This is a genomic window from Granulicella sp. 5B5 (genome assembly GCF_014083945.1).
In the GTDB taxonomy this organism is placed as follows: Bacteria; Acidobacteriota; Terriglobia; order Terriglobales; family Acidobacteriaceae; genus Granulicella.
This window is the reverse complement of record NZ_CP046444.1, coordinates 795,302-807,454: the sequence shown is the minus strand read 5'-3', so window position 1 is coordinate 807,454 and position 12,153 is coordinate 795,302. Positions and strand designations below refer to the sequence as shown.

Here is a 12,153-nt window from a genome sequence, read left to right as displayed (position 1 = left end):
GGCAGAGTAAGTGGACTTTGCTACAGACACTCTTCGGCAGAGGCAAACGTCCTCACTTCATCCCCGGCAACTCGCAGGTTGCGTTTGAGACTGACGAGGAGGTGGTTACGGTGCTGGCAGAATCGCCCCAGACCTGGGCTACACCTTTGCGTAACATACAATTCTCCATGATCAACACCTTGCAGAGTCCGCAAGCCTACAGCATCCTCGCCGGTTCGGATATCAACGGCGATGGTTTACCCTTCAACGATCGCGTGGGTGACATCGGGCGCAACACGTACCTGGGCGCGGCCTACTATGACACCGATCTTCGGTTACAGCGACTGTTTCCATCGGCGAAGGTATGAAGCTCAATGTAAGTGCCGAAGCCCTCAACGTCTTCAATCGTGTCAACCTTCATGATGTGGATCAGGTGTACGGAGCCGGTGAGTTTGCCGGACCGGTCCCCAAGCACTACGGCGACGGCATAAATAGCCCCGACAACCCAACCTTTGGAACTCCCACGTTTGCCGGCGGCGCACGGCAGATACAGCTTTCGCTCAAGTTGAAGTTCTAATCTCTGTTCCCGGAGTCAATCAGCCATGATCGAAGAGGCGCACGCCACGTCGACCAATCCCTTAGACGATTCCTCAGCTCACCGGCAGCCCGTTGCCTCCTGCGACAAGGGGCTACCCAACCCAAGGCGGCCAAAGCCAGGCACTTACAGGCCCAAGCCAGAAACCGCCGCGTTGCTCAAAGTCTCGGGTAATCCCATCAACGGTCTTGGCGAGACCACACCGCGCCGGGCATCCCCGTTCTTCTGGCATTCTCCTGACCAGCACCCCTACGGCCCCTTGGAAGATGTCGCCCGGCTAAACTCCCGCAAATGTCCTGGCTCTGGGCCTGCCTTCATGGCGGCCTACAACCATCCCGAACTCGTTCCGGTCGCCGAAGTGAAGAACGCTGCGCTGCCTGCACAGCTCACTTCCGAACTGACAGCCTTCGCACTTGCCCACGAAGTTGGCGCAGTCGGCATCGCGCCCATGGATCCCCTTTACGTCTTCGACGGCTACACCATCGACGACCCATGGGTGATCATCCTTGCCCTGGCCCCCAACTACGAACGCCTCAAGGAGCTGCCTTCTGACGAGACCAACGGTATTGGCGTCACTGAGATCGGGAGCAGTATGCTCGCGGAACCCGCTCTTCCTTTGCGCTCGCCAACTGGATTCGCGCCCAAGGATATAACGCGAGCGCCTACCCCGGTCCCTCGGCGAGCGCACTGCTGCTGATCCCACCCGCCATTGCTTCTGGCCTGGGAGAACTTGGGAAGCACGGCTCCTTGATCAATCGGCAGTTCGGAGCCGGCCTTCGTCTCGCTGGCGTCACGACCGACATGCCGCTCGTCCCCACCGCGCCAGATCACTTTGGCGCGGACGAGTTCTGCGCCAGTTGCCAGATTTGCACCAGATCGTGCCCTCCAGGTGCGATTACGGAGAGCAAGCAGCTGATTCGGGGCGTTGAACGTTGGTATGTCAACTTCGATAAATGCATCCCCTTCTTCGCCGAGGCGGCGTCCTGCGGCATCTGCATCGCAGAATGTCCATGGACCCGGCCCGACGTACGACCGAAATTGCTTTCAACCATGGCCAAGCGGATTAGACCTTGATGACTCCTCACACCGCGGTTCAGGTGTACAAAGACTAACTCGCCGCCACCGATTCGTATCAAACAGAGAAACGTTCAGAGAGCGATAAATCGCCAATGGCCTCATTTCGGACGGACCTTCTTGCCGGTCAAGGGAGGCTCCAGTAGTTTCCAGCGTATGCCGGGACGTAGGACTCAATCGTGCAAATGGATGGCGACGACATGTGCCGGACCGGACCCTTCGCCCAGCACATCGCTTTCGATCAGCATTTCGAAGTGGGGCAAAGATCCATCGGGCCGACGGATCGTCTTCAGAATCGGCAGCAACTTCGTGTCATCGATAGCAAGGTCGATGGCCGCTTCGGTTCCTACCATCGACAGCCCCTCGAGAATCAATACATTCCCCGTACCTCTTAGGTTCGGCAGAAACGCGATAACCCCATATACTTTCGATGCAGTCTCCGGCGTATACGAGTTATAGTCTGTCTTCTCCCCGGCATGCGGGCGTCGGTTAAGAAAGGCGGAGTGCTTTTCGGGACCTTCGAGGCTGAAGACGAAGTCCATGTGGTTTTCGAAGAGGTCTAGCCATGGAACGGCTTCTTGCGCACCGATGATGATGAGATTGCTTGAGTAGAAGTCTTCGACGTGCATATCCCGGCTGTAATTGACGAGTGTTCGTTCCGGGATCGCCTCGGGCAGGCGCAGCAGGTGGGCGAGCGTCATCGCATCTGCCATGGACGTATATCGGCGATGCAGGAGAAAGTCAGCCAGCTTCGGGTCCACCGGCTGATGGTTCCATTCGAGATAAGGCAACTGTTGGCTGTAATCGTTATTCAGGTACTCATGGAGGCTGACATGCCTTCGCGCAACCGCATGAAACAGAACCAGGCCGGAGTCGCCAAGGACAATTCGGGTTGGCTGATCTTCGGTAAAGAGCCGTCCCCACAGAAGGTGACGGCGTTCGGCGCGAAAGTGAGTACGCAGATGCAGCCCAAACGCGATGGCCAGACCAACGAATAGAACGGCCAGAAATCCGGACAAGACCCGGTAGCGCCAGACCACGAAGCTAAGATGTCTAGCCAAAGCTGCCGTTGGCGATTCTACCGTGGGGACTTCAGCGGCGAAGATCGGAACCGGATAGGCAGGCTCCGCGGGATGCCCCGATGGCGGTCCCCAATCCTCAGGGTGATAACCGGCAAAACCAGAGGGTAGACTCGTTGACTGTTCGCCTGCTGCCTCCATAGATTCAGGGTAGGATGGCTCAGTGGTGGGAGCGTCCGCCTGTCGCTCGCTCCTTGACCGATCCGGAGCAGGCACAAAGAGAGGCGCATAGCTACCCCGAGGCACGATCAGATGAACCGGTTCCTCGCGACCGGCATGCTGGAAATACTGTTCGAGACGCTTTCGAAGGCGCAGCGCATGGGAGCGGACAATCGTATCTGCTGCCGAGTCAAAATCAGGCTCTCGCCCAAAGACCTCCACGCCAATGTGCTGTTCACTGAGATTCTGGCCACCGCCCTGAAGAGACGCCGTGCAGATGTACAGGAGAAATTTGGAGAGCTGCGGGGACCGAATGAAGTCCGGTGTGGCAAGTATCCGCTGCACGAGTTCGTAGCGGGAATCTCCCTCCAGCCCGATCTCGCTGCCTGACTCCTTGCTTGGGATATCTACAGATGCTCCATGGTCCATGCTATCCACCCGACTGCTCAGATTCAGGCTACCGCCCACATCGTTACAGATGTGTAAATCACCTGCGTTTCACCTCAGTCAATCGCGAGTCCGCGGTTGCCACATATCCCCGGTAGATTCCTAGTCAGGACGTCAAGCTACCAAGATTCTCCGAGAAATCACTGAACTTCTCCTGCCGCCCTGGGCTAGGTTCAGCATGGCGACCGGCGGACATCCCTCACGTCCGTCTCCCGAACCGAACTTGAAATCACTCAATGTGCACACCCTTGGCTAGTGGAGATTCTTGATGATGACGAAGCGCGAAATCCCTGGCTGGTTCCGATACCAGCTTGTCTTATCCCTGTTACTGGTGCTCTGTCGCGCCGGATTTGCCCAGGACACCGGCGCCAGCCTGCTTGGCGTGGTGCGGGACAGCGGCGGCGCAACCATCAGTGGCGCAACCGTCACGGCGACCAATAATGCAACAAGCGGCCGGACTGTCGGGACCACCAACCAGAAGGGCGAATACTCCCTCCTGAACCTAGCGCCCGGAACATATTCGCTCAATGTCCAGGCGACCGGGTTTGAAGGATACCTCCAGACCGGCATCCTGCTGGAACTGAACCAGCACGCCGGCCAGGACATTCGTCTCGGCGTCGGGCAGGTGCAGCAGAACGTGACCGTCAACGCGGACGTCTCCGGCTTGGATACCGTCTCTTCGCAAGTAAGCGACGAGGTCAATGGAAAGCAATTGCGAGACCTGCCTCTGAATACCCGCAATCCCTACGCGCTTCTCGAACTCATTCCCAGTTACTCAGGTACGACGGGAGATGACTACAACTCCAACAGCTTTTCGATCAGCGGCGGACGACAGGGGTACCACGACACTCTCGTCGACGGCACGCCGGCAGGGTTCCCAACTGTCAACGGAAACTCTGGCATTGGGGTCTTCCCGTCAATTGACGCCATTGGAGAGTTCCACGTCCTCGCGCAGAATTTCCCCGCTGAGTATGGCCGTACGCTGGACGGAATCATAAACGTTGTCTTCAAGTCCGGGGGAAACCAATTCCATGGCTCGCTCTTCGAGTTCATCCGCAACTCGGCGCTCGATTCGAACACCTACTTCGCAAACCAGCACAATCAACCGCTACCTTTGTTCCACCGCAACCAGTTTGGCGGCGAACTGAGCGGTCCAATCATCAAGAACCGCACTTTTTTCATGGTATCGACGGAGCTGTTGCGCTCGAACCAGTCGACGGAAATTACTAATACCGTCCCCACAGATGCTGAGCGTACAGGAGATTTCTCTCAGAGTGGCCAAACGATCTACAACCCCTTCACAACGGTTTGCGCCGTTGCAGGACAAAATCCCTGCCAGCAATACGTTCGAACTCCTTTTCAGGGTAACGTAATCACCGATGCCCAATTGGCGCCGTATGGAGCACAGATAAGCCAGGTCGCGCTGAACGCTCTGAAATTCTATCCGGAACCGAACGTGCCCGGCGCGACGGTCAACAACTTCTATGCCACAGGCGGCAGCCCCACAGCAACCACCGCCTGGGATGTGCGTGTGGATCACAGCATCAGCGATAAGCAGAAGCTCTTTGTCCGGTACTCAAACCGTGTCTATCAGTCGGACCCCGATCCGCTTTGGCCGGGGCAAACGGCAGTAGCCGAAGGACTGATCGATGGCGACGACTACTCGCGAGGCATTACGGCTGGTTACACGCTCTTTCCCAAATCGAATATGATCTTCGATGCTCGTCTGGGTTTTGCGCGCACGCTGTACGACTACCAGAACACGAGCCTCGGCTTTGACGAGGCGACGCAACTCGGCCTCCCGGCGGACATCAATCAATTCAGCGGCACACCACTCTTTCCGGTTCTTTCCCCGCAAGCCTATACCGGCCTCGGCAACAACGGTTATCGGCACAACGCCTTCATGACCTATAGCCTGCTTTCCTCGCTGACCTGGACCCACGGACAGCACACCTTCAAGTTCGGTTTTGACGGTCGCATACTGCGCGTCAATGACCGTGAGACCGCCGATAGTTCCGGAAACTTCACCTTTGGCACCAACTGGACGCAGCAACCGAACGTAGCCTCCGCTGCAACTGGAAACGGCGTAGCTTCCTTGTTGCTGGGTCTCGGTACGGGCGACATGATTCAGGATTACAAGGACGTTGCCACCCAGAGTCACTACTTTGCTGGCTACTTCCAGGATGACTGGAGGATTCTGCAGCGCCTGACACTGAATCTGGGCTTACGCTATGACATTGATGTCCCGCGCACTGAGCGCTACAACCGCATGAACTACTTCGATCCGACCGCCACTTCACCTCTTGCATCGAATGTGCCGGGCCTTGAAGGAGGACTGGTCTTCGTCGGCGTGGATGGAAACAGCCGCCATCAATATCACATCGATGCCAACAACCTTGCACCCCGCTTCGGATTCGCCTACCAGGCGCGCAAAGACACGGTAGTGCATGGTGGTGCAGCCATCGTGTATGGTCCTTCGGCGCAGGCTGCTGCAGGAACCGTCGGTCCCTATGGCTGGCGCGTGCAGAACAACTGGATCGCTTCAGTGAATAACGATGGTATCCATCCAAATGTCTCCAGCCTGCTGGACAATCCGTTTCCGCAGGGCTTCACGAATCCGCCGGGCGCGGCCAATGGATTGTTGACAGGCGTGGGTGGCCAGATCGAGGGCGTGCTGCAAAATACGCCCACACCCTATGTTGTGCAATATACTCTCGACATCCAGCAGCAATTCGCCGGAAACACGACCTTCGACATCGCCTATGTCGGCGACCGTGGGCGTAAGCAGCAGCAGAGTCGCGAAGGTGGTATCGACTTCGATCAGGTGCCTGCCGGAGAGATTCTTTCCGAAGGTGCAAACCTCGAGAGCTCAGTGGCGAACCCCTATTACGGCTCGATTACCACTGGCGGAGCCATCAATGGGCCTACGACCACGGTGGCGCAACTGCTCAAGAAGTACTCACAGTACACGAGTTTGCTGCCCCTGTTTCTCTCAGGTGGCAACAACCAGTACGATGCGCTGCAGGTTCGTCTCAGTAAGCGCTTCAGCCGAGGCCTGCAACTTGAAGGGTCTTATGTATGGGGTAAGAACTACGACAATGGCACGAATCATCAGGATAGCTTCGATCCGTTGAAGGACTACGCCGTCACGTCGTATGACATACGCCAACGGTTCATCGTCAGTTACATCTACGACCTTCCGTTTGGCCGCGGCCGACAGTTCGGCAGTCACGTCAACGGTGTCGAGAATGCAATCCTCGGAGGATGGCAGGTCAACGGCATCACCACGCTGCAGGGCCGGCAATCCTCTGCAAATCAGTGCAAGTAATAACCTCTCCAGCTTCAACGTGCAGACCCTCTATGCCAACACCACTGGCCAGAATGCTACCCTGCACGGCGATATTCACGGCCGACTGAACGGATACTTCAACAAGGCGGTCTTCAGCCAGCCGCAACCTTATCATCTTGGCAATGGGCCAGCCTACTATGACAACCTGCGCGGCCCCGGTCTCGCCAGCACGGACCTATCTTTGTTCAAGGAGTTTCATGCAGTAGAAAGACTCAACGTGCAGTTCCGCGCCGAAGCCTTCAATGCTTTCAACCACGTACAATTCGGCAATCCGGATACGAACGTAACGGACCCGGGCTTCGGCGCAATTACGTCGCAGAACAACTTGCCACGGCAGATTCAGTTCGGCCTCAAGCTTCTCTTCTAACTTCATCCTCAGAAAGGGGTTGCATCCCGCAGCCCCTTCTTTCTTCCACCAATCGACAGCGTCCGAATGCCGCATCCTGTCCAACGCGATGTGCCCTCTCAGACAAGTACAAGGACAAGCCCCGTTTGATCAAATCCTCATTTCGTCTCCTCTCGTGCGCCCTGATCCTTGCGGGCGCAACCGCTCCAAACTTCGCCCAGTCCGCAGCGGCTGCAAAAACGCAGGGCCCCATCGTTATTGTCATCACGCTCGATGGCTTCCCGGTGCGGGCACTCGAAGATCCTCGTCTTCCCATGCCGGTCCTGCGCTCTATCGTCGCCCACGGCGCGGTTGCCAAAGCGATGAAGCCCATCAACCCCACAGTCACCTGGCCCAATCACACCGCGCTGGTCACTGGCGTCGATGCCAGCCAACACCACGTCGTAGCCAACGGCTTGATCGAGTTTCCCGCCGATGGCTCCGCGCTTGAGGTCGAGCCGTGGATCGACAAGGACCAATTGGTGCATGCCCGCACCCTCTACGAGGCCGCGGCGGAGAAAGGCCTCACCACGGCTCAGGTGGACTGGGTCGCTATCTACGGCGCGAAAGGCGTGAACTGGCAGTTCGGCGAAAGGCCTGACATCCAAGGCCAGATCCCGCAGGAGCTGGTCGCAAGGGGCATCGTCACCCGCGAGCAGATCGAGCACTTCGACCAGAAGAGCACTCCCGCCTGGCGCGACCAGGTATGGACCTCCGCCGCCGTTGACATCATCGAGGAGCACACGCCGAACCTTCTGCTGCTGCACCTGCTCGAGACTGACAGCATCCAGCACGAGTACGCGCCCTTAACCCCTGCCGCCTATGCGGCCTATGCCTACGCCGATCACTGCCTCGGCCGAGTTGTGGAAGCGGTACGCGCAGCGGGCATCCTCGACCGAACCACATTCTTCATCCTCTCTGACCACGGCTTCGCGACCTATACCCACACCATCAGTCCTAATGTCGCCCTGCTTGAACAAGGACTCATCCGTAAGGAGGGCAACAGCTACAAGGGAGACGTTTGGATCAAGGCCGAGGGCGGAGCTGCCGAGCTCTTTATCCGCAATCCGGCACGGCGCAAGGATCTGGTGCCGAAGCTGAAGGCATACTTCGCAAGTCTGCCCGGCATACAGCACGCCTACACCAACGAGGAGGCGTACGCCCTTGGTATCCCCGCCGAGGCCAACACCGATCAAGCGCCCCAGCTCTACCTCACGGCATCTCCTGATTACGCCTTCAGTGACGACCTCAGCGGTCCGCTCGCTCGCCAGCATGCGCCGCTGGGCGCCCACGGTTACCTGAACACCATGTCCGATATGCAAGCGCTCTTCGTGGCATCCGGCGCGGCGGTAAAGCCAGGCGTCACACTCGGCCCGATCTCCAACCTCCGGGTGGCGCCGACCATTGCCAGAATTCTCAATGTTTCACTGCCCGACGCCAAAGAACCTGCGCTCGACGAAATCTTGCGTTAGGTCCTCTCCGGATACGGCAGGCAGACTGAAGGGCCTGGATTTTCGATACCAGTTAGAGAGTTCGTTCTCGGTCTGTTTTTGTTTCAGTCAGATCGCGCTTAAGCGCGATCTGACTGGCAAACTCTGCAGGCGTCCTATCGGCCAGGGCCCTGTGAGGGCGACTCGCATTATATTCCTGCCTCCATTGCTCGATGATGTGCTTTGCTTCGGGTAGAGTTTGGAACCAGTTGGTGTCCAGACACTCTGCACGCTGCCCGGAAGGTCCCGTTGAACGATTCGCAGAAGGCGTTGTCGGTCGGCTTGTCGGGACGAGAGAAGTCGATCTTCACTCCGTTGCGGGATGCCCACAGGTCCATCATCTGACCGGTGAACTCGCTTCCATTGTCACAGAACAACATTTTCGGGGCGCCGCGTTCCTGTTTCAGCCGGTTCAGAACTCTCATCACATTTTCTCCTCTCAGACTCTGACTAGCTTCGATGGCTAGGCTCTCACGCGTATTGATGTCCACGACCGTCAGCGAACGGAAGCGTCTTCCGTCGTAGAGTTGATCGGAGACGAAATCCATCGCCCACACCTGGTTCGGGCTGGTGGGTTTGAACCGTTCTTGCCGATGCACGACTGCTCGCCGTCGTCCCGCAGGTCGTTTACGCAGGCCCAGACCTTCTTCCTTATACAGCCGATCCGATGGCGGTCGAGCAGTGGCTCAAGGGTCTGATGACGACTCCACGGAGGAAGGACGAGAAGCCACGGCCTCTCGCTCCCAAGTCCAAGGGGCACACTAAGGCAGTGTTCCATCGCCTGTTCGAGTGCGCGATGCGCTGGCGGTATCTCGAAGGCCAGCGCAATCCGATGTCGCTGATTGAGTTGCACGGAACATCGAAGAGGACGCGCAAGATCGTTCTTGTGACCACCGAGCAATACCAGAAGCTGCTGCTGCTTCCACAGCACTGCCGGGTCATGGTGACTCTGGCCATGTGCCTGGGGCTGCGTTTCAGCGAGATTCTGGGATTGCGATGGGAGGACGTGGACCTCGACGAGGCCACGCTTCAGGTGCGGCGCTCCGTGGTCAACGGTCATGTCGAGGATACGAAGACGTTAGCCAGCGAGGATGAGCTTCCGCTCCATCCTGATCTGGTCAGCGTCCTTCGTCAGTGGCGGGGAGCCGAGTTGCCGGTTAATGGCTGGCTGTTCGGCAACATCGACACCGGCAAGCCGTCTCACGCGGACACGATGCGGCAGCGTCATCTCAACAAGGCGGCTGCGAAGATTGGCCTGCCGAAGTTGGGCTGGCATGCCTTCCGGCATATCTATCGGGCCAGGCTCTCAGAACTCGGCCTGCCGCTCGAAGTGCAGCAGAAGCTTATGCGCCATGCGTCCATCGACATGACCAGGAAGTACGGTCGGAACTCGATGCTCGACGTGACGCGTCCGGCGAACGCTCAGATCGTGGAACTGGTGATGAAGAAAGAGGCCCCAAAAAGCGAAAAGGGAGCAGGTCTGGACACCTGTCCCTTATTGTTCCCTCGCCGATTTCGGCTGAACTTGTAAGTTGTTGATTCTTTGGTTGCGGGGGTAGGATTTGAACCTACGACCTTTGGGTTATGAGCCCAACGAGCTACCGGGCTGCTCCACCCCGCATTTCCAATATACGACTGATAGCGGGCTGGGTCAATGTGTACAGACTGTAACAATCAGTGACCGCAGAGGGTTTGTCTAGAGTGTGCTGGAGTTTGTGGGCGTCAGTGACTTACCGGAACTTTTCACCCAAAGTAGCGTCTTATCAAAGTGACGGCGCTGGGCCGCAGGCACCCGCAAGGTGGCCTCGCGGTGGCTGCCGCTAAGAGAGTTTGAAGCTTCTGCTGGTAGGAAAACTGTGGAACTTCGGGAGTTTAAGACGATGACAGTTCGTGCGAAGCATGGGTTTGGTGGATGGCTGTTGGCCGGGGGCCTGATGGTCGCCGCGGTGAGCGCTGTGGCGCAGACGCAGAGTGGAGGCCAGACGGTGCCCGACGCTCAGGTTGAGTCGAATGTGCTGCGTGCATTGGCGACTGCGCCAGAGCTTTCTACGCAGAACATCCGGACGACGACGGTGTATGGCACGGTGACGCTTTCCGGCAACGTGCATGACGAGGCGATGCGCAGCAAGGCGGAGAACCTTGTGGCGCGCGTGCAGGGCGTGAAGAAGGTCGTCGACCAGATGACTCTGGGTGACACGCCGCCGCCGACCGATACGGCAAGCGCTCCGGGCGACCAACCGGTGGACCAGGGTGCGCCGAATGAGGCTCAGGACGGCATGGCGGACCCGAATGGGAATATGCCTCCGCCGCAGGGTGGCGGTCAGGCTGGGCCTCCGCAGGGTGGGCAGTACCAGGGGCCGCCGCCTCCGCAGGGACGGCAGCCGATGTATGGCAGCCAGCAGCAGGCGTATGTTCCTCCTCCGGGAGTAGCGGCTGGACAGCGTGCGGGGATTCCGGTGACGGTCCCGGCGGGCGCGGTGTTGCGGATACGGATCAACCGTGGGCTGGACTCCGGCCATGTAGCGGCTGGAGCGGCGTTTGATGGAACCGTGATGACGGATGTGGTTGCCGATGGCGCCGTGGCGATTCCGCGTGGCGCTACCGTGACGGGTACAGTGGTCGATGCCAAGAAAGCAGGTGTGTTCAAGGGGCGCGGTGAGCTTGCCCTGCAGGTTACCAGCCTGACGGTGGGCGGCCATGTGTATCCGCTGCAGTCGCAGGTGTGGAATGCGAATGGACGGGACAAAACGGCGGGTACGGTGAACAACACGGTCGGCACGAGCGCTGTGGGCGCGATCATCGGCGCGATTGCCGGTGGCGGTGAGGGTGCTGCGATCGGCGCCGGTGTCGGAGCGGGCGCTGGGCTTGCGGGTTCGGCTGCTTCGCCTCGCGGTGAAGTGATCGTTCCGCCGGAGTCGGTGTTGACATTTGCGGTGGCCCAGCCGACGCCTGTGCAGACGGTGTCCGAGGCGGAGATGCAGCGGCTGTCGTATGCGGCGGGCCCTGGGCCCCGGCAGCGGCCACCGATGCGGCGGTATTACAGCCCGTACTACGGCCCGGCGTACTGAGCCGGAGGGAAGCCGGCAACGCTCCGGGAGGATTCCCGGAGCGTTTTGCTTTGGGCCCCTCCCCCGGTTTTGCGGCTATGATCCGCAGCCGATTGGGGTTAGGTTCGTAACCTGTTTGGTGGTTACCTGGGTCGCTGATGACTGCGAGTTGAGAAAGAGCTGGAGACGACAAAACCCGGCGCTGGGCCGGGTGCGTTGCTACCTCTCTATTGTAAATGGGGTGTCAAGTGGCATCCCACCTATGCATGGTGTAGCTGTGCATAGCGGGGCATCCGGTTCCTGGGGCCAAAAGGTGGGAAGGGTTGTGCGGGGCGGGCGGTATCGGGGTTCGGGCAAAATGAGGGGATCTCTTCGCTACGTCCGCAAAAGCCCGGACTTCGGTCGAGATGACGGACTGTACCGGGAAAAGCAAACCCCAGGGGCTGAAGCCCCTTCTTTTCATAGACCCTATGAGACCCGGCCCTGAAGGGCCGGGCTACCGAGTGGTGGCAAGGATATGTATGAGACAGGGCCTGAAGGGCTGCGGTA

11 protein-coding genes and 1 tRNA gene are annotated in these 12,153 nt (G+C 58.7%); 9 read left to right on the top strand and 3 right to left on the bottom strand.

Annotated features, from left to right (window positions below; genetic code table 11):
• Positions 1 to 17 precede the first annotated feature (17 nt).
• The 4 genes from GOB94_RS03545 (at position 18) to GOB94_RS16770 (ending at position 1,648) form a co-directional block, all read left to right on the top strand.
• Positions 18 to 347, top strand: a complete 330-nt coding sequence (locus tag GOB94_RS03545; RefSeq protein WP_182277533.1) for a hypothetical protein — start codon at positions 18 to 20, stop codon at positions 345 to 347.
• Positions 344 to 556: a hypothetical protein gene (locus tag GOB94_RS03540; protein ID WP_182277532.1), complete on the top strand. Its 213-nt coding sequence runs from the start codon at positions 344 to 346 to the stop codon at positions 554 to 556. Before GOB94_RS03545 ends, GOB94_RS03540 begins: the two co-directional genes overlap by 4 nt.
• Before the next feature lie 25 nt (positions 557 to 581).
• Positions 582 to 1,271 carry a hypothetical protein gene (locus GOB94_RS16775; RefSeq protein WP_255484199.1) on the top strand — a complete coding sequence of 230 codons (690 nt, stop codon included), beginning with the start codon at positions 582 to 584 and terminating at the stop codon, positions 1,269 to 1,271.
• A 104-nt stretch (positions 1,272 to 1,375) separates the two neighbouring features.
• Complete coding sequence (locus GOB94_RS16770) at positions 1,376 to 1,648, top strand: 4Fe-4S dicluster domain-containing protein (RefSeq protein ID WP_255484382.1); 273 nt, start codon at positions 1,376 to 1,378, stop codon at positions 1,646 to 1,648.
• A 173-nt stretch (positions 1,649 to 1,821) separates the two neighbouring features.
• Here GOB94_RS16770 and GOB94_RS03530 read toward each other — a convergent pair whose 3' ends face one another.
• Entirely contained in the window at positions 1,822 to 3,315 is a 1,494-nt protein-coding gene (locus GOB94_RS03530; protein ID WP_182277531.1) for a hypothetical protein, read from the bottom strand.
• 286 nt (positions 3,316 to 3,601) lie between these two features.
• On the opposite strand from GOB94_RS03530, the gene GOB94_RS03525 reads away from it, so the two are divergent.
• The 3 genes from GOB94_RS03525 (at position 3,602) to GOB94_RS03515 (ending at position 8,539) form a co-directional block, all read left to right on the top strand.
• On the top strand, positions 3,602 to 6,661 hold the full coding sequence (locus tag GOB94_RS03525; RefSeq protein WP_182277530.1) for a TonB-dependent receptor: 3,060 nt from the start codon (positions 3,602 to 3,604) through the stop codon (positions 6,659 to 6,661).
• A 19-nt stretch (positions 6,662 to 6,680) separates the two neighbouring features.
• Positions 6,681 to 7,049, top strand: coding sequence for a hypothetical protein (locus GOB94_RS03520; protein ID WP_182277529.1), 369 nt, complete (start codon positions 6,681 to 6,683; stop codon positions 7,047 to 7,049).
• Positions 7,050 to 7,174: 125 nt separating this feature from the next.
• Entirely contained in the window at positions 7,175 to 8,539 is a 1,365-nt protein-coding gene (locus GOB94_RS03515; protein WP_255484198.1) for an alkaline phosphatase family protein, read from the top strand.
• Between the two features lie 167 nt (positions 8,540 to 8,706).
• Here GOB94_RS03515 and GOB94_RS03510 read toward each other — a convergent pair whose 3' ends face one another.
• Positions 8,707 to 9,105: a DDE-type integrase/transposase/recombinase gene (locus GOB94_RS03510; protein WP_182277528.1), complete on the bottom strand. Its 399-nt coding sequence runs from the start codon at positions 9,103 to 9,105 to the stop codon at positions 8,707 to 8,709.
• Positions 9,106 to 9,224: 119 nt separating this feature from the next.
• Here GOB94_RS03510 and GOB94_RS03505 point away from each other — a divergent pair, with 119 nt between their 5' ends.
• Positions 9,225 to 10,088, top strand: a complete 864-nt coding sequence (locus GOB94_RS03505) for a site-specific integrase (protein WP_182277527.1) — start codon at positions 9,225 to 9,227, stop codon at positions 10,086 to 10,088.
• A 13-nt stretch (positions 10,089 to 10,101) separates the two neighbouring features.
• On the opposite strand, the gene GOB94_RS03500 is transcribed toward GOB94_RS03505, so the two are convergent.
• Positions 10,102 to 10,178 (bottom strand) — tRNA-Met (locus GOB94_RS03500).
• 259 nt (positions 10,179 to 10,437) lie between these two features.
• Between GOB94_RS03500 and GOB94_RS03495 the strand changes: the two genes are divergently transcribed.
• Positions 10,438 to 11,625, top strand: coding sequence for a BON domain-containing protein (locus GOB94_RS03495; RefSeq protein WP_182277526.1), 1,188 nt, complete (start codon positions 10,438 to 10,440; stop codon positions 11,623 to 11,625).
• The last annotated feature ends 528 nt before the right edge of the window (positions 11,626 to 12,153 follow it).

Coding starts and splice junctions, on each gene's coding strand:
- GOB94_RS03540 (WP_182277532.1), top strand. CDS start 344: ATGAAGCTCAATGTAAGTGCCGAAGCCCTCAACGTCTTCAATCGTGTC.
- GOB94_RS16775 (WP_255484199.1), top strand. CDS start 582: ATGATCGAAGAGGCGCACGCCACGTCGACCAATCCCTTAGACGATTCC.
- GOB94_RS16770 (WP_255484382.1), top strand. CDS start 1,376: ATGCCGCTCGTCCCCACCGCGCCAGATCACTTTGGCGCGGACGAGTTC.
- GOB94_RS03530 (WP_182277531.1), bottom strand. CDS start 3,315: ATGGACCATGGAGCATCTGTAGATATCCCAAGCAAGGAGTCAGGCAGC.
- GOB94_RS03525 (WP_182277530.1), top strand. CDS start 3,602: ATGATGACGAAGCGCGAAATCCCTGGCTGGTTCCGATACCAGCTTGTC.
- GOB94_RS03510 (WP_182277528.1), bottom strand. CDS start 9,105: ATGGATTTCGTCTCCGATCAACTCTACGACGGAAGACGCTTCCGTTCG.
- GOB94_RS03505 (WP_182277527.1), top strand. CDS start 9,225: ATGGCGGTCGAGCAGTGGCTCAAGGGTCTGATGACGACTCCACGGAGG.
- GOB94_RS03495 (WP_182277526.1), top strand. CDS start 10,438: ATGACAGTTCGTGCGAAGCATGGGTTTGGTGGATGGCTGTTGGCCGGG.